Annotated in this window: 13 protein-coding genes; 8 read left to right on the forward strand and 5 right to left on the reverse strand. The window is 34.7% G+C overall.

Annotated features, from left to right (window positions below; all coding sequences use genetic code 11):
* Positions 1-11: 11 nt before the first annotated feature.
* Positions 12-1691, reverse strand: coding sequence for a T9SS type A sorting domain-containing protein (locus tag NNL09_RS02735; protein WP_196909043.1), 1680 nt, complete (start codon positions 1689-1691; stop codon positions 12-14).
* 117 nt (positions 1692-1808) lie between these two features.
* On the opposite strand from NNL09_RS02735, the gene NNL09_RS02740 reads away from it, so the two are divergent.
* Complete coding sequence (locus NNL09_RS02740; RefSeq protein ID WP_196909044.1) at positions 1809-3569, forward strand: aromatic amino acid hydroxylase; 1761 nt, start codon at positions 1809-1811, stop codon at positions 3567-3569.
* 322 nt (positions 3570-3891) lie between these two features.
* Positions 3892-5067, forward strand: coding sequence for a DUF3103 family protein (locus NNL09_RS02745; RefSeq protein WP_196909045.1), 1176 nt, complete (start codon positions 3892-3894; stop codon positions 5065-5067).
* Positions 5068-5149: 82 nt separating this feature from the next.
* Here NNL09_RS02745 and NNL09_RS02750 read toward each other — a convergent pair whose 3' ends face one another.
* Both NNL09_RS02750 and alaS read right to left on the reverse strand, forming a co-directional pair.
* Positions 5150-6103, reverse strand: a complete 954-nt coding sequence (locus tag NNL09_RS02750) for a GSCFA domain-containing protein (RefSeq protein WP_196909046.1) — start codon at positions 6101-6103, stop codon at positions 5150-5152.
* A gap of 60 nt (positions 6104-6163) precedes the next feature.
* Entirely contained in the window at positions 6164-8797 is a 2634-nt protein-coding gene (gene alaS / locus NNL09_RS02755) for an alanine--tRNA ligase (RefSeq protein ID WP_196909047.1), read from the reverse strand.
* A gap of 206 nt (positions 8798-9003) precedes the next feature.
* Between alaS and NNL09_RS02760 the strand changes: the two genes are divergently transcribed.
* The 6 genes from NNL09_RS02760 to NNL09_RS02785 are packed head-to-tail and all read left to right on the forward strand — an operon-like array spanning position 9004 to position 13287.
* Entirely contained in the window at positions 9004-9981 is a 978-nt protein-coding gene (locus NNL09_RS02760) for a M23 family metallopeptidase (RefSeq protein WP_025667684.1), read from the forward strand.
* A 6-nt stretch (positions 9982-9987) separates the two neighbouring features.
* Positions 9988-11094, forward strand: coding sequence for a CapA family protein (locus tag NNL09_RS02765; RefSeq protein ID WP_025667685.1), 1107 nt, complete (start codon positions 9988-9990; stop codon positions 11092-11094).
* 2 nt (positions 11095-11096) lie between these two features.
* Entirely contained in the window at positions 11097-11426 is a 330-nt protein-coding gene (locus NNL09_RS02770) for a MerR family transcriptional regulator (RefSeq protein ID WP_025667686.1), read from the forward strand.
* A gap of 26 nt (positions 11427-11452) precedes the next feature.
* A complete protein-coding gene (locus NNL09_RS02775) occupies positions 11453-12055 on the forward strand; it encodes a LemA family protein (protein WP_025667687.1) in 603 nt (200 codons plus the stop codon).
* On the forward strand, positions 12055-12492 hold the full coding sequence (locus tag NNL09_RS02780; RefSeq protein ID WP_025667688.1) for a TPM domain-containing protein: 438 nt from the start codon (positions 12055-12057) through the stop codon (positions 12490-12492). The genes NNL09_RS02775 and NNL09_RS02780 overlap by 1 nt, the downstream gene beginning before the upstream one ends.
* Entirely contained in the window at positions 12493-13287 is a 795-nt protein-coding gene (locus NNL09_RS02785) for a YgcG family protein (RefSeq protein WP_196909048.1), read from the forward strand.
* A 439-nt stretch (positions 13288-13726) separates the two neighbouring features.
* Here NNL09_RS02785 and der read toward each other — a convergent pair whose 3' ends face one another.
* Positions 13727-15034 carry a ribosome biogenesis GTPase Der gene (gene der, locus NNL09_RS02790; protein WP_196909049.1) on the reverse strand — a complete coding sequence of 436 codons (1308 nt, stop codon included), beginning with the start codon at positions 15032-15034 and terminating at the stop codon, positions 13727-13729.
* A gap of 304 nt (positions 15035-15338) precedes the next feature.
* Complete coding sequence (locus NNL09_RS02795; protein ID WP_196909050.1) at positions 15339-16871, reverse strand: choice-of-anchor I family protein; 1533 nt, start codon at positions 16869-16871, stop codon at positions 15339-15341.
* Positions 16872-16957: the final 86 nt, after the last annotated feature.

Below are 16957 nucleotides of genomic sequence, written 5' to 3' on the forward strand. Positions count from 1 at the left end.
TTATTCTATATCTAGAATTGTTTACTTACAATTACCTTTTTGGTAAAGGAAGTACCATCAGATGTGTTTTTAACATAAATAAAATACATTCCTGTAGATTTATCTGACATATCAATTTGCCCTTTTTCCTCAGACAATTTCCCAGAATCTACAACCATTCCTGAAATATTATAAAGGTAATATTCTAATTTACCCTCTACCGTATTAGTAATACTAATAATAGCTTCTGATGCGTTAAAAGAAACCGCTAACACTTTTTCTTCCTCTGGCTCAGGATCAGGATCAATTGGCGGTGGCGGTGGCGGTGGTGGATTTCCATCGTTTTCTTGAGAAAGCATATTTAATGTTTCTCTTCCAGTATTATCGGGATCTAACCAATTAGAGAGTCGGTTAGAATCTGAGTTACCAAAACTCCATGAAATATTAAACCTACCATAAAAATCTGAAAGACCATTATCATTTGTTCCAGAACAGGCTGCTCCTCCTCCCGCAAGTTGCCCTACTATTCTACCACTTGGATCAAAAAGAGCAGAACCAGAAGATCCTCCTTCTGTAACTCCAAGATCCCAATCTATTACCTGCCAGGAATCAACAGGAGCCGTTAAACCTCCAATATTAGTTTTTATTTGTGATAACGCTGTATTTTCTCTACATACCTTCATTATATCTCCACTAGGATGGTGAATCCCTATCGCAAAATTTGCTGCTACATCTCTTCGATCCCAACCGGCCCATTCTAAATCCCAGGATTCATCTAAACCTCCATCCAAATTCAACAGTTTGAAATCAGATTCTGCATTCGCAGCTAATCGTGTAGCTCCACTCGTTGTTTGGTTTACTGCTGCATCTGTACTGCCTGTAGTTGTTGCACAAGAAGGATTAGGACTAATCCAATTAAAACGAAATGCCCAAGTAGATTCATTACCAGCATTACAATGATTAGCTGTCAAAAAATATGGTGCTTTATCATTCTTCGTATTATTAATCAATGTCCCTGTACAAACAAATCCTTGCATAATCACAAAAGCTACAGCATGTTTTAATCTATCTTTTAATTCATCAAAATCTTCTCCAACAGGACAATTCACATCTTGATTACAGTCTCCCGATTCATCTATTTTTTGCTGAATTTGAGTATTTGTAATTGAACGATATCCATGAATTACTTTAGCAATATTTAATTGCCCTTTACCAGCAACAGAAGCAGGTTCAAAATATTCTATCCAAACATTATCTCCTTCTACCATCCAAGTACCTAGCATCTGGTCTGGTCTGTTAAAGATATTTGTATATGCACCCAAAAGATCAGATTTATCTCTATTATATAGATGCACGGTAGCTCCTCTAGGTATTTTATAGGTGTCAAAAATGAAATTTAATGTCTTGGCACCTTTAGATATAATATTAATACGCCATATTCTATCTCCATTGGGTAATTCGTCCCATACTCCAGAATTTTTAAGACCTAAGTTTACTTTAAGTTCATAACCAAATCTCCATGGTCTTGATTTATCTAAATCATTCTTGGCATCTTCAGCTTCAATTTTAGCCAAATCAAAATTTTTCATAAGCATCGGAACTATGCTTTTTTTCTCCTGCATACCCCAACTTACTGGTTCACTATATGTAACCTGGGCATTTATACCTAATGTAAATAATAATAATCCTAATACTATCAGCTTAATTCTCACAACCATTTATTTTTTTAATTGATAAAACAAATTTAACTATTTAAGAATACTTCAATATCAAAATAAAACTATTAATTTTCCAATTAAATTGTCTTGATAAAAAATTAATTTCTATATATGTCTCTAAATATTGTATCTAACCCCCTAATTGAAAGGCTTCCCGCACATTTAAAACAATTCATAAAACCACAAAATTATGAAGAGTATACGCCGATAAATCAAGCGGTTTGGAGGTATGTTATGCGCAAAAACACCACTTCTCTTAGTAAAGTTGCCCATAATTCTTATCTAAATGGCCTTAAAAAGACAGGAATTTCGATCGATGAGATACCAAGTATGTATGGAATGAATCGAATTTTAAAAGAAATTGGTTGGGCGGCTGTAGCTGTCGATGGATTTATCCCTCCTAATGCATTTATGGAGTTTCAGGCATATAATATTCTTGTTATCGCATCAGACATCAGGCAATTAGAAAATATTGAATACACCCCTGCTCCCGATATAATTCATGAAGCGGCGGGACATGCTCCTATCATTGCTAATCCTGATTATGCAGAGTACCTACGACGTTTCGGGAAAATTGGTTGCAAAGCAATCTCTTCTAAAAAAGATTATGATATGTATGAAGCTGTGCGTACACTTTCTATTCTAAAAGAGGCATATGGTACAAATCCAAAAGAGATAGAAGAAGCAGAAAGAAAAATAGAAGAGTTACAAAATCAAAAAGAGAACCCTTCGGAAATGGCTTTGATACGTAACTTACATTGGTGGACGGTTGAATATGGTTTAATTGGTACAGTAGATGAGCCTAGAATCTATGGTGCAGGATTGCTTTCCTCGATTGGAGAAAGCGAATGGTGCATGACAGACAATGTAAAAAAACTGCCCTACTCTCCCGATGCTGCTTTTCAGGATTTTGACATTACCAAACCACAACCTCAACTCTTTGTAACGCCAGATTTTGCTTATTTATGTCAGGTATTAGAAGAATTTGCAGATACTATGGCTTTAAGAAAAGGTGGGCACAGAGGACTTGCAAAATTAATCGAATCAGAAAATTTAGGAACCATAGAGCTAAGTACTGGTCTACAAATCTCGGGAGTATTTACACGAATGATAAAAAATGAGGATAACGAAGTTATTTATTTTGAAACTAATGGCCCAACAGCACTTTCTTTTAGAGAAAAAGAGCTTATTGGCCATGGTATAGAAGCTCACCCTAATGGGCTTAGATCTCCTCTTGGGAAATTAAAAGGGATCAATCTTGCTATAGAAAACATGTCTCCAAGAGACCTGAAAGCTTATAATTTCTATGATGGAGAGTATATAGAATTCGAATTCGAAAGTGGAATTACTATTGCAGGAACTAATATTACCGGGATAAGAAACATTAAAGGTGAATTGATTTTAATTCAATTTAGTGAATGTACTATCAAATACAAAGACGAATATCTTTTTAAACCAGAATGGGGTACTTTTGATTTGGCTGTCGGAAAAGAAATCGTATCTGCTTTCTCTGGTCCTGCAGATGATAACTCATTTGATTTAGTGACTCATAACCCTTCGTCGGTTACTGCACAAAGAACATATTCTGAAAAAGAAAAAGATCTACATTCTTTATACTCCTCTGTTAAAAATATTAGAGAAGGAAAAAATACTACGTTTTCACTGGAAGCCGTATTCGAAATTTTAGAAAAAGATCACCCCAGCGATTGGTTACTCTCTTTAGAGATTTATGAATTAGTTTATGATAGAGATTCAATATTTGCTTCGCAAGTGTTAGAACATCTTAAAAACATACAATCTAAAAGACCTAATATTAAACATTTAATTAATAGCGGTATTGATACTGTGATCAATTCAGAATTTACGGTATAGAATACTATTTCTTTTTTTTAAATTATTTCTTCAGAAATCATGGCTTCTAGAATTTTTAGTTTGCTACCATATAAGTGTGTGTGTTTCTAAAATTCTTAACCAAAACAACCTAAACACAATTAATAATCTCATTACCAATAGATTAGATATAAAGCGCGTTTTATATGCATGCATAATAAATATGTAAAAAACAAAAAATCACTTGTCAATTTTTATGGCCTAACCACATTTTTTTTGAGTATTTAACACCTTACAAATCAAGCCAATAAGATATCATTTTCCTAATTTTAAAAGACAAAACTAACTTAAGTATATTAAAATTATGAAAAAATCATTTTTACTTTTAAATGTAGTTCTCGTTTCCTTGTTATTTTTTAATTGCGAAACGGAAGAAGTAGTCATTAACGAAACTAATGTCGTTCAAAATAAGAATAGAATAGACAAAAAGAAGATTGCATTTGACCTAATTGATTTACTAGCTAACACAGAGTTTAGTACTAATATTGTGGAGGTATTAGGCAAAGATCGAACACCAGGTGTTAAGTTATCTAAGGTATTAAAAGAAAACGCCTCCTTATTATCAGATCAGGAATCGTATCAATCCTTAAAAAAAGTAGTAGATAAAGCAGATAATCAGCTTAAATCTAATGAAATACCTGATAATATAGAAATACCAGAATTATGGTTACAAAAACCTAATAATAAATCTGTAAACTACGCTGATCTATTAGTATCATTTGCTCCCGAAGGTGATGAAAAATCATGGACAAAAATTGAAGCGTATACGCTTGATGGAGAAACCGTTTTTCTAGACGTTAAAGATATACCTAGTGTACCTGTACTTGTTATAGAAACCAAAGGTTATGAAACCTTAAAAGCAGAAGTTGATTATATGAATAAGCAGTTACAAACTGCTGGATTACAAAATAATCGTTTTAAGTCTGCTAAAATGGACTTAAGTCCTTCTTCAAAAGCCAATGCAGGGCTTGAAACTACCAAATTAGACAAAATACGATTAAATAACGATGAGGAGCCCTGGATTAGTGGTGCTGCAGAAGTTTACGCTATCACTTCTGGAATAAAAAACAATAGTAATGAAGCTGAAGTAAAGATCATACCTATGTATTATCTGGATTATGAAGGCACAACATATTACCCTAACCAAATCTTGCTTTTCTGGGACGATTATAAATACCAGGCAGCAAATATCCAATTATTCGAAAAAGACGACAACTATAATTTTAAGCAATTGGTCACCATTATTGTTGATGGTATTTTTCAAATTGTTGGTACAGTTTCTGGACAGCCATGGGTAAATGTACTTGGGCAGGTGGCAGGAGCTATCTTACAAGCAATGCCAGATGAATGGTACACCAATAACGATGATTATGTAGATTCTTTGTATACCATTCAAAAAAACAAAACCTATACCAATCACGTAGGTGCCCGAGGTAATGCAACCGTTACTTTATCTCCTCTGTTTATCCCTAATAATTAAACAACACGTTATAAAAATAAAAGAGGTGACTGTATTTACTACGGTCACCTCTTTTTATTTTAATCATAGAACTCATAAATAATCATTCTCCCCAAATCATATGAGGGTATTCTTTATAGAGTTGATATTTTTTTGATTCAAGCTTCTGTAAAAATAACACATGTTGCTCACTTTTTGGATTAAACGGTCTATGCATCATTCCTTTTTTGATTTCTTCGACTCTACCCATAGTCTGGGCTGTCTTTTCAGAAATCCAAGCTTCAGAAAAACGCTCCCAAATATAATCTATCGCCAGTGTATTAGGGTGAATCATATCTACATTGTAAAACCGATAATCCCTAAGTTCATCCATCATGATTTCATAAGAAGGAAAATAATTTAGATTTTTATTGCTACTAATAGTTTGATGTAACGATGTGATTAAATGAGACTTACTTCTATTGTTTTCTACAAACCCATCTTTACTATGCCGTACAGGGGAAACAGTAAATACAATTTCTACTAATGGATTAATACCTCTAATTAGATGTATACAATTCTGAAGGCATTGATTGATCTCATCTACAGATAATAATTCTTTTTCAAACTCTCTTTGCGGAATTTTATGACAGTTCGCCACCACCATATCCAGAGATTTTAATCGATATACCCAAGCGGTTCCTAAAGTGATAAAAACATGTGTCGCAGAATTAATATTCTTTCTTGTAGTCGTTAATGCCGTATTTAAATTAGACAATGCTACATTTTGGTTGGCATTGCTTAAAGAGGAGTGTGCATCAAAACAATGCCATTGTTCATTGATATAAAACAAATCGGTATCGGTATATTGTTCTCCCTGAGTAGCCATCCACAAAAATGTTTCTATTGCTTTAGGGTGAAATAATATCCCAAATGGATTGATCTTATTCCTGAACTTAAAATATTCGAATTTCTCTCCTATGTTTTCTGCAAAACATGAACCTAACAGTAAAAGTTCTGAGTTATAATCAACTTTTGGCTCTTGAGACTGTAGCGTTATTTTGGTTTGTAGGTTCATAAGTCTCCTTACTCCAACCTCTTCCTTTAGGCGGAAGAGGGAGAGTTTTATAGTTTAAGATTATTTCAAATATTGTTTTGCATTCTCTAATGCTTCTTCTATACCGGCAGGGTTCTTTCCTCCTGCTGTAGCAAAAAATGGTTGTCCACCACCACCACCTTGAATATACTTACCAAGTTCACGAACCATTTGCCCGGCATTTAACTGTTTTTCTTCTACCAGATTTTTAGAAATATAGCATGACAACAAGGCCTTTCCTTTCTGATCTGATCCGAATAGCATTACAACATTTTCAAGTTCACCTCCTAATTCGAATGACAAATCTTTAATTCCGGCTGCATCTAAGTCTACTTTTTTAGCCAGAAATTTAACCCCATTTACATCTTCAAATTCTGATTTAAGATCTCCTTTCAGGTTTTTAGCTTTATCCTTAAGAAGAGTTTCTATTTGTTTTTTCAGATTTGAGTTTTCTTCTTGTAATGATATAATAGTTTTTAAAGGATCCTTTGTTTTAAGAACTGCTTTTACTTCTCCATACGCTTCAGATTGAGTTGTAAAGAATTCTTTTGCTGCATCACCGGTAATTGCTTCAATCCTACGAATCCCTGCTGCAATTGCACTTTCTGATACAATTTTAAAATGCCATATGCTACTGGTATTTTTTACATGAGTACCACCACAAAGCTCCATAGATTCCCCAAATCGTATTGCTCTTACTGTATCTCCATATTTTTCTCCAAACAGTGCTATTGCTCCTTCTTCTATTGCCTGATCATAAGAAATATTGCGTCGCTCTTCTAGTGGAAGTTGCTCGCGAATTCTCGCATTTACAAAATGCTCAACTTCTTTCAATTCTTCAGTAGTCATTTTAGCAAAATGAGAAAAATCAAAACGTAAATTACCACTATGAACCATCGATCCCTTTTGTTCTACATGAGTACCCAGAATTGTACGCAATGCCTGATGCATCAAATGTGTTGCTGTATGGTTAGAAGCAGATCTCGAACGTTGTTTTTCATCTACCACAGCAGTCAAAGTCTCGTCTATATGCTTAGGTAAATTTTTAGTAAAGTGAATGATCAGATTATTTTCTTTCTTGGTATCTATGATGTATACCACATCACCATTAGGTACCTCTAGATATCCTTTGTCTCCAACCTGTCCCCCTCCTTCGGGATAAAAAGGTGTTTTATCAAACACTAACTGAAACAGTTCTCCATCTTTCTTACTATTTACTTTGCGATAACGGGTTACTTTTACATCTGTTTTAAGATGATCATATCCAATAAAATTTTCTGTAGTAGTATCATCTAGTAATATTTTCCAATCTCCCGCAGTTACTTGTGATGCTGCTCTGGATCTATCTTTTTGTTTCTGAAGTTCTATTTCAAAAGCTTTTTCATCTAATTCATATCCCTGCTCACTTAAAATTAAAGCTGTTAAATCAATCGGAAAACCAAAAGTATCATACAATTCGAAAGCTTTCTCTCCAGAGATTATATTTCCTTTAGTATTCTTGATCACATTTTCTAGCAATACTAATCCTTGATCCAATGTTCTTAAAAAAGATTGTTCTTCTTCTTTAATTACATTAGTGATTAAGTTTTTCTGAGCCTTCAATTCGGGGAAAGCTTTACTCATTTGTTTGCTAAGTGTTTCTACCAACTTATATATAAAAGGCTCTTTGGTATCCAGAAAAGTAAACCCATATCGAATAGCTCTACGCAAAATTCTTCGTATCACATATCCTGCTCCTGTATTACTAGGTAGTTGACCATCTGCAATAGAAAATGACACAGCTCTTACATGATCGGCAATAACACGAATTGCAACACTTACTTTTCCATCATCATTGGTTGGTAAGCTATTTTTATCATATGTAGAATTGGTGATCGTTTCAATTTCTCGAATTAAAGGTGTAAAAACATCGGTATCATAATTTGATTTCACTCCTTGTAACACCATACATAAACGTTCGAAACCCATTCCGGTATCTACATGTTGCGCGGGCAACTTCTCTAATGATCCATCTGCTTTTCGGTTATACTGCATAAAAACCAGGTTCCAGATCTCTACCACTTGTGGATGATCCATATTTACCAGGTCCCGACCAGGAGTTTTAGCTTTTTCTTCATCAGAACGAATATCTACATGAATTTCGGAACAAGGACCACAAGGTCCCTGATCTCCCATTTCCCAGAAATTATCTTTCTTATTTCCCATGATGATACGCTCTTCAGGAACAATAGCTGTCCAAAGATCATAAGCTTCCTGATCCATATCCAGGTTTTCATCTTTCGCACCTTCAAAAACAGAAACATAAAGAATATCTTTATCTATACCATATACTTGGGTCAATAATTCCCAGGCCCATTGAATTGCTTCTTTTTTAAAATAATCTCCAAAACTCCAATTCCCAAGCATTTCGAACATAGTATGGTGATAGGTATCCATACCTACTTCTTCCAGATCATTATGTTTACCACTTACACGTAAACATTTTTGAGTATCTGTTATTCGATTACTTTTTGGAATACCATTACCTAAAAAGAATTCTTTAAACTGGTTCATCCCGGCATTAGTAAACATTAAAGTAGGATCGTCCTTAATCACCATTGGTGCAGAAGGCACGATGCTATGTTTTTTGGATTTAAAAAACTCTAAAAATTGATTTCGTATTTCTTGGGATTTCATGAATTCTATGTATTACTATTTTTTCGAAATAAAACACTTAACACAATCGCGATCATTATTTTGCGTTGTTTAAAAAAAAGATTCTAAATCGATATTTGTCAGTTTTTTCTGGACTTTGCAACAATTTATTATATTTGTTGCGATGTCTTGGTTTTTTATAAACCACATTTTGGTTGATATCCTGCAAAAATAGCATATTTTAGATTATGTCAAAGGTTAAATATTACTATGATAGTGAGACGCTTTCTTATCGCAGAATTGAGCAAAAGAAAGGTCGTAAATTTGGTATAGCTGCATTAGGAGTTATTAGCGCTTTTTTAGCTGGTTTCATCCTTCTTCTTATTTATCTTAATATCCCTCAATTAGAGACTCCTAAAGAAAAAGCATATAAAAGAGAACTTGAAAATATGCAGCTTCAGTATGATTTAATGAATCAAAGATTGAAGCGTGATGAAGATATTCTAAAAGAAATCGCAGAACGTGACGATAACATTTATCGCCTTTATTTTGGTGCCAATCCTATTCCCGAGGAATTACGTAATGCTGGATTTGGAGGTGTAAACAGATATAAAAGCTTAGAAGGTTTTGACAATTCTGATATTATTATTGAAAGCAGTGAACGTATCGATAAATTAACAAAACAAATTGTCGTTCAATCAAAATCTCTTGATGAAATCGCATCGTTGGCAGAGAAAAAAGAAGAATTATTAGCCACAATCCCTGCTATACAGCCCATACAAAATTCGGATTTAAGACGTATGGCTTCTGGTTATGGATGGAGAAGTGATCCTTTTACCAAAGCACGAAAATTTCATTACGGAATGGATTTTTCGGCTAATACAGGGACACCAGTTTATGCATCGGGTACTGGTGTAGTAACCCGGGCAGATGCTAATTCTTCTGGTTATGGAAAGCATATTCGTATTGATCACGGCTTTAATTATGTGAGTTTATATGCTCACTTAAGTAAATATAATGTAGAGAAAGGTCAGAAAGTAAATCGTGGAGATGTTATTGGATACGTAGGAAGCACAGGAAGATCTGTAGCACCTCATCTACATTATGAAATTTTTAAAGATGGTGAACGAATCAATCCTCGTAATTTTTACTACGGAAGTTTAACTTCTGAAGAATTTAGTGAAATGCTTAAGGCCTCTAATTTAATTAATGAAACTTTAGATTAAACATCAATGCGCAAACTTCTTTTTATTGTCTTCGTTTTTGGTTTCTGTTCTTCAATACAAGCTCAAAAATATTCAAAAGAAGTATTGGATTCGATGTACGTAATAGTCCAAAACACCCAACAAAAATTAGCAAAACCAAAGTATATCAAAATCATGGCCGTTGGTGATATCATGATGGGAACTGATTTCCCTAATGATAGTTACTTACCTCCTGAAGGTAAAGGTCCTTTTGATGATGTTAATCCTATACTTAGTCAGGCAGATTTGCTTTTTGGTAATTTAGAAGGCACACTTACTGATGAGGGAGAGAATGCTAAACGTTGTTCTGATCCATCAAAATGTTACTCTTTTAGATCCCCAGAATATTTTGGAAAATACCTTGAAGAAACTGGGTTTGATGTAATGAGTATTGCCAATAATCACATTGGTGATTTTGGTGAAATCGGAATTAAGAATACTTCTAAAACTCTCGAAAAGCACAATATTGCTTATGCAGGAGTATTTGCTCAACCTTCTACAATTTTTGAAAAAGATGGTATCACGTATGGATTTTGTGCTTTTGCCCCTAACAAGGATTGCATAAAAATTCATAACTTAACCAATGCTAAAAAAATCGTAACCGAACTCAAACAAAAGGTAGATATCGTGATCGTTTCTTTTCATGGAGGGGCAGAAGGCCTTAAATACACTCATGTTCCCAGAAAAACAGAACGTTTTTATGGTGAAGATCGCGGTGATGTATATCGTTTTGCACATACTATGATTGATGCAGGTGCTGATATCATTCTAGGGCACGGCCCGCATGTATCAAGAGCTTTTGAAGTATATAAAAACAAATTTATAGCATATAGCCTAGGCAATTTTTGCACCTACTCCCGATTTAATTTAAGAGGAATTAAAGGATATGCTCCTATTGCAGAAATCGATATTGATACCGATGGTAATTTTATTAAAGGAAAACTTCATTCTGCCAAACAAATAGATGAAGTATATCCATTTATGGATGAGAAAAAGGGAGCGTTAAATGAAATCAAATCACTAACAGAAGAGGATTTCCCTGAAAGTAAGCTCATTTTTGAAGATGACGGAAGTTTTACACAACAAAAAGAATAAGTATGTATGTAGACTTGCCTAAAAAAATGTATTATAGTATCGGTGAGGTAGCCGATGCTTTTGATGTAAATGCCTCATTAATTCGTTTTTGGGAAAAAGAGTTTGATATTATAAAGCCTAAAAAAAATGCTAAAGGCAATAGAAAATTCACTCCAGAAGATATCAAAAATCTCGAGTTAATTTACCATCTGGTAAAAGAACGTGGATTTACTCTCGAAGGTGCTAAAACTCACCTTAAAGAGCAGAAACAAGAAGCCTTAGATAGTTTCGACATCATAAGAAAACTAGAATCTATCAAAGGACAATTGCTTAAGATTAAAGAACAACTATAAAAAGTCATCTTATTATAATTTGAGTTATGAAAAAACTTTTAATACCAGTATTAGTAATCGTAGGAATCATTGTAATTCTGTATTTCTTTTTTGGAAGTCGTTATAACACTGCTGTTACACTACATGAAGATGCAAAAACAGCATGGTCTAATGTAGAAAGTGCTTACCAAAGACGTAGTGACCTTATTGGCAACTTAGTTAAAACTGTTCAGGGAGCTGCAGATTTTGAACGTAATACTCTAAAAGAAGTAATCGAAGCCAGAGCCAAAGCAACTGCTGTAAATATTGACCCTAGTAATATTACACCAGATCAAATAGCACAATTTCAACAGGCACAAGGAGGATTAACCTCTGCCTTATCAAAATTATTAGTAACCGTAGAGCGTTATCCTGATCTAAAAGCAAATCAAAATTTTCTAAATCTGCAAACCCAATTAGAAGGAACAGAAAATAGGATTAACGTAGAGCGTAACAGGTACAACGAAGCTGTAGGTGGCTATACAAAATTTATGAGAAAATTTCCTAATAATATCATTTTAAGTATTTTTGGAAGCCTTGAAGAAATGGCACGGTTTGAAGCCGATAGAGGAGCAGAAAAAGCACCAGATGTTGATTTTAATTTTAAATAATGTCTAAAGTAGAAGATTTTCTTACTCATGACCAAGAGCAACAAGTTGTAGCTGCAATTAGAAGTGCAGAAAAAACAACATCGGGAGAGATTCGTGTACATCTTGAAAAACATACTGAAATAGAAATTTTAGAAAGAGCTACCGAGGTTTTTCATTGGTTAAAAATGGACAATACCATCCAACGTAATGGGGTTCTTATCTATGTTGCTGTAGAAGACCGTAGTTTTGCTATTTTTGGAGATAAAGGTATTAATGATGTCGTTGAAGATGATTTTTGGGAAAGCACAAAAGATACTATACTCGAGCAGTTTAAAAAAGGTGATTTTACTCAAGGATTAATTAACGGAGTTCTTCTTGCCGGAGAGCAATTACAGAAATACTTCCCCTGGGATCATACCGATATCAATGAACTCTCTGATGAAATCTCTAAAGGATAAATGAATACTATCAAACAATTCATATTGCTCTTATTGTTTCTAGGAATACCCTTCCTATCTTTTAATACTACATCTGCGCAAAGAAAAATTCCGCCAAAACCTAAATTACAAACGGCTGTTTATGACGAAGCCGCTATGCTTACTACTTCTGAGTCAAAACACCTACAAGAAAAGCTAATTCGATATTCTGATACTACCTCAACACAGATTGTGGTAGCTACTATTAATTCTCTTCAAGGTGAAAATATTGGTTTATACGCAGCAGAATGGGCGCACAAATGGGGAATTGGTCAAAGTAAAGAAGATAATGGTGTTTTTATCCTGGTAGCCAAAAATGACAGGAAAATATGGATTGCCACAGGGTATGGTGTAGAAGAAAAGCTCACAGATTTTACCTCAAAAACTATTATTGATCAGATCATAACTCCAGAATTTAAAAGAGGTAATTTTTATACTGGTTTAGACAAAGGTACTACTGCAATTTTTCAAGTGCTTGATGGCACTTTTAAAGGTTCTAGAAAAAACAAAAAAGAGCTACCTATAACAGAATTAATTATTTTGGGTATAGCTTTTATCATCATCATTAAAGCTTTTTCTAAAAGCAATCATAGAAATGGCGGAAAAGGAAATCGAGGAAATCGATCAGGAAGCAGCCTTCTGGATGTAATCATCCTAAGCAACATGGGACGTGGGAGTTTTGGTGGAGGAAGCTTTGGCGGAGGATCTAGTGGTGGTTTTGGCGGTGGTTTTGGCGGTGGCGGATTTGGTGGCGGTGGTGCCGGAGGAAGCTGGTAATCGTTTTACTTCTAGTTAGTTCTGGGTTAACATGACCAAAAAACAGAAGATATTTAGCACATCATTTGAAAGATTAAATTCGCACCAAAAAGAAAGCAGTTATGCAACAAATAATTATCATAAACATAGGTCGTAGCACCAAAAAGGCGAACTAGTCAACAAAATTGATACGATTACCTGGTAATCAAGTGAAGAATCACACTATAGTGAGTCGGTAGACCGACAATCCTACTCGACACTCCCAGTTTTGAAGCACCATAACTGACAAACACGGGGTTCTTTAACAAATACAGTATCCTGGGGCACTTGTATAAGTGGGGTCTGTTATAAATAACAAATTATTAAATGTAAAACCAGAAAACACTGAATACTGTGAACTATAAAAAATAAAAAGTCAATCACATCTCAAACAGTAAAATAGTATCAGAAAAACACACCTCTACTTCTTTCTCAAATACACCGAAACTGGCACACCATGAAAATCAAACTCTTTACGAAGTTGGTTTTCGAGAAATCGTTTGTATGGATCCCTTATGTATTGTGGTAAATTACAGAAAAATGCAAATTGCGGTTGTGGTGTCGGTAACTGTGTGATGTATTTTATTTTTACATATTTACCTTTATAGGCAGGCGGTGGATTATGCTCAATTATTGGTAATAAAACATCGTTAAGCTCGCTGGTTTTGATCTTTTTAGACCTGTTTTTATATACCTCTACTGCCGTTTCTATAGCTTTAAATATACGTTGCTTTGTTAAAGCCGAAATAAATATGACAGGAACATCTGTAAATGGTTCTATTTCTCTACGTATATATTTTTCAAAATCTTTTAAGGTATTACTTTCCTTATTTTCTACAAGATCCCATTTGTTAACCAGGATTACAATCCCTTTGCGATTACGCTCGGCTAACCAAAAAATATTTTGCACTTGCCCATCAAAACCTCTGGTTGCATCCAAAACTATTAAACAAACATCACTATGCTCTATTGCTCGAACAGATCGCATAACAGAATAAAACTCCAGGTCTTCTTTTACCTTAGATTTACGTCGTATCCCTGCAGTATCTACCAGATTAAACTCGAATCCAAAACGATTATACTTGGTATCAATTGCATCCCGGGTAGTTCCTGCTATATCTGTTACAATATACCGATCTTCTCCTATCAAAGCATTAATAAATGAAGATTTACCTGCATTAGGCCTTCCTACAACTGCAAATCGAGGCAACTCATTTGATTCGTCTTCATCTTTTTCGGGCAATACTTTTACCAATTCATCCAAAAGTTCTCCTGTACCACTTCCATTAATACTGGCAATAGTATAATATTCGCCAAGGCCCAAATTATAAAACTCTACTGCATTTGTTGCTCTCTGTCCATTATCCACCTTATTTACAACCAAAAAAACAGGTTTATCCACTCTGCGAAGTAGATTAGCGACATCCTGATCCATTCCTGTTATTCCTGACTCTACATCAACCATAAAAATAATAGCATCAGCTTCATCGATAGCCAGTTCTACTTGCTTATCGATTTCGGTTTCAAAAACATCATCACTCCCCACAACATAACCTCCGGTATCAATCAACGAGAACTCTACTCCATTCCAATCACTCTTTCCATAATGTCTATCACGGGTTACCCCGCTAACAGCATCTACAATAGCCTCTCTTCTTTGAATTAACCGGTTAAAGAACGTTGACTTTCCAACATTAGGTCTTCCTACAATTGCCACTATACCACTCATTGATATCTTTTCTAAATTTTGTGCAAAATTAGACTTTTTATTTTAGCAATACTATAAATGTTTTGATTTGATTAACAATACATAAGAAAGTAAAAATAAAAAGCCCAAAGGCCAATGTTTCAGGCCGATGGAACTTTTCATAATTGATAGTCAGTCAGTGAAATAATTACTTAGTCAAATATACCACGTATTATAGTCAAGTTGGTTACTGTAAAACAACAAAGTTTTTATTGTTATTAGTGAAAAAACAGGGTTGTTTAGCCGCTTGCCAGCATTATGACAAGGATTCTCTTTTTATATTGATTTAATTCTTTTTTTGTATCTCATAAATAGCAACTGTATTAGATACTTCATTAGTTACTATAATCAGGTCGTTTTCTGTTGGACTATCTTTTGCTTCGACTGCAATCAATCCTTCTGGAGAAATATCTGTCTCATCTCTTAACCATTCTAAAAACTTTGGGCTAGACGGATTGGATACATCATACACCAATACTCCTCCTGTTCTCTCTAATCCTACAAAAAGTAGTGTCTTGTTACCCACTTTAATAGTTGCTACAGCTTCTGGCTCTGCTCCTTTATCATCAGATCTTTTATCGGCTGCACTTCCTTCATTACTATTAAAAGCACTTGGATCCAAATCAAAAATTGTTTTTCCTATTTGGTCTCCGCTGTCATAAACAACTGCTCCAGATGTAGACCATATTGTAAATGATCTCGCGCCATAAGCATAAATCCTGTCATAATCTCCATCACCATCAATATCTCCATTTGCGGTAGTAATTTTAAGTCTTCCCAAATTCTCATCTAATTGTAAGGTAGCTGCATTAGAAAAAACGACAGGGTCAAGAGTTAGATCTTTTACTCTTTCTTCTTCAGAAAATCCATCATAATCTCTAGCATCTCCTTCGTTTGCCGTTATTAAATATCGCCCTCCTCTAATCTTAGTGTATACAATAGCATCTGGGTGATAAAACCCTAAGACCGGCCAGTTTTGAAAATTTCCTACAATATCATCTTTATCACTAGCATCTATTTGATTATTAGGTAACCCATAATTTTTTACTCCCAGTCCGATGATATCCGTAATTGTCTTGGTTTCTAGATTAACAATTGCCAATCCATTATTTTCCTGTAGCGTAACATATGCTGTCTTCGAATCATGTGAAATAGCTACATACTCTGGCTCTACGTCTTGTGCCAGAGATGCTCCTGGTCCAAAAACCCGAAAGTCATTACCAATAGTCTGGCCATTAAAAGCTGTAAAATTTACATTCGAGACTTGCCCAGTTGCCACTTCTATGATCGTTATTGATCCTTCTGGATCATCTGTATACAAATCATTAGGTTCTCCTTCATTTGCTGCTACAATATATTTCCCGTTAGGGCTAAAAGTTACCATATCTGGTAGCGCACCTGCCGGATAAGTATGTAACAGTTCTTGCGAATCCGAATTATAAATCGCAATAGTTCCATTAGCTTGTTTATTTGCTGCATTTTCTAAAGCCACAGCCACCATCCCGTTGTTTACGGCTACGCTATTAGGTATACCGACCAAAGCTATATCTACTCCTTGTACTGGTACGCCTGGATCAGATATATCCCAAACCGAAAGTTCTGATTCTTTTGGATTTACAACAAAAAGCTTACCTGTTTGAGGGTCAAAAGCAGAAATCTCTGCAAACCCTTCATCACCTGTTCCATTGACAAAGCCTCCAATTTTTTTAAATGTTAATTTACCTGTGTTTCCACCTCCATGGTAATCATCAGGGTCACATGCGCTAAAAAGCCCTAATACAACTGCGGAAATAAGAATAGTTTTGTTAAAAATTTTCATTATTGATCTCGTTTTGTGTGATTAAAAATTCAAATGTTAACAACACATATATCCTTAACGTTATGCTAAGGATAAATTATCGACAT

Source organism: Aquimarina sp. EL_43 (assembly GCF_943422735.1).
Taxonomy (GTDB): Bacteria; Bacteroidota; Bacteroidia; order Flavobacteriales; family Flavobacteriaceae; genus Aquimarina; species Aquimarina megaterium.

What these genes read in the sequence shown, in the direction of transcription:
- NNL09_RS02740 (WP_196909044.1), top strand. Translation starts at nt 1,809, where the DNA reads ATGTCTCTAAATATTGTATCTAACCCCCTAATTGAAAGGCTTCCCGCA.
- NNL09_RS02745 (WP_196909045.1), top strand. Translation starts at nt 3,892, where the DNA reads ATGAAAAAATCATTTTTACTTTTAAATGTAGTTCTCGTTTCCTTGTTA.
- NNL09_RS02750 (WP_196909046.1), bottom strand. Translation starts at nt 6,103, where the DNA reads ATGAACCTACAAACCAAAATAACGCTACAGTCTCAAGAGCCAAAAGTT.
- alaS (WP_196909047.1), bottom strand. Translation starts at nt 8,797, where the DNA reads ATGAAATCCCAAGAAATACGAAATCAATTTTTAGAGTTTTTTAAATCC.
- NNL09_RS02760 (WP_025667684.1), top strand. Translation starts at nt 9,004, where the DNA reads ATGTCAAAGGTTAAATATTACTATGATAGTGAGACGCTTTCTTATCGC.
- NNL09_RS02765 (WP_025667685.1), top strand. Translation starts at nt 9,988, where the DNA reads ATGCGCAAACTTCTTTTTATTGTCTTCGTTTTTGGTTTCTGTTCTTCA.
- NNL09_RS02770 (WP_025667686.1), top strand. Translation starts at nt 11,097, where the DNA reads ATGTATGTAGACTTGCCTAAAAAAATGTATTATAGTATCGGTGAGGTA.
- NNL09_RS02775 (WP_025667687.1), top strand. Translation starts at nt 11,453, where the DNA reads ATGAAAAAACTTTTAATACCAGTATTAGTAATCGTAGGAATCATTGTA.
- NNL09_RS02780 (WP_025667688.1), top strand. Translation starts at nt 12,055, where the DNA reads ATGTCTAAAGTAGAAGATTTTCTTACTCATGACCAAGAGCAACAAGTT.
- NNL09_RS02785 (WP_196909048.1), top strand. Translation starts at nt 12,493, where the DNA reads ATGAATACTATCAAACAATTCATATTGCTCTTATTGTTTCTAGGAATA.
- der (WP_196909049.1), bottom strand. Translation starts at nt 15,034, where the DNA reads ATGAGTGGTATAGTGGCAATTGTAGGAAGACCTAATGTTGGAAAGTCA.
- NNL09_RS02795 (WP_196909050.1), bottom strand. Translation starts at nt 16,871, where the DNA reads ATGAAAATTTTTAACAAAACTATTCTTATTTCCGCAGTTGTATTAGGG.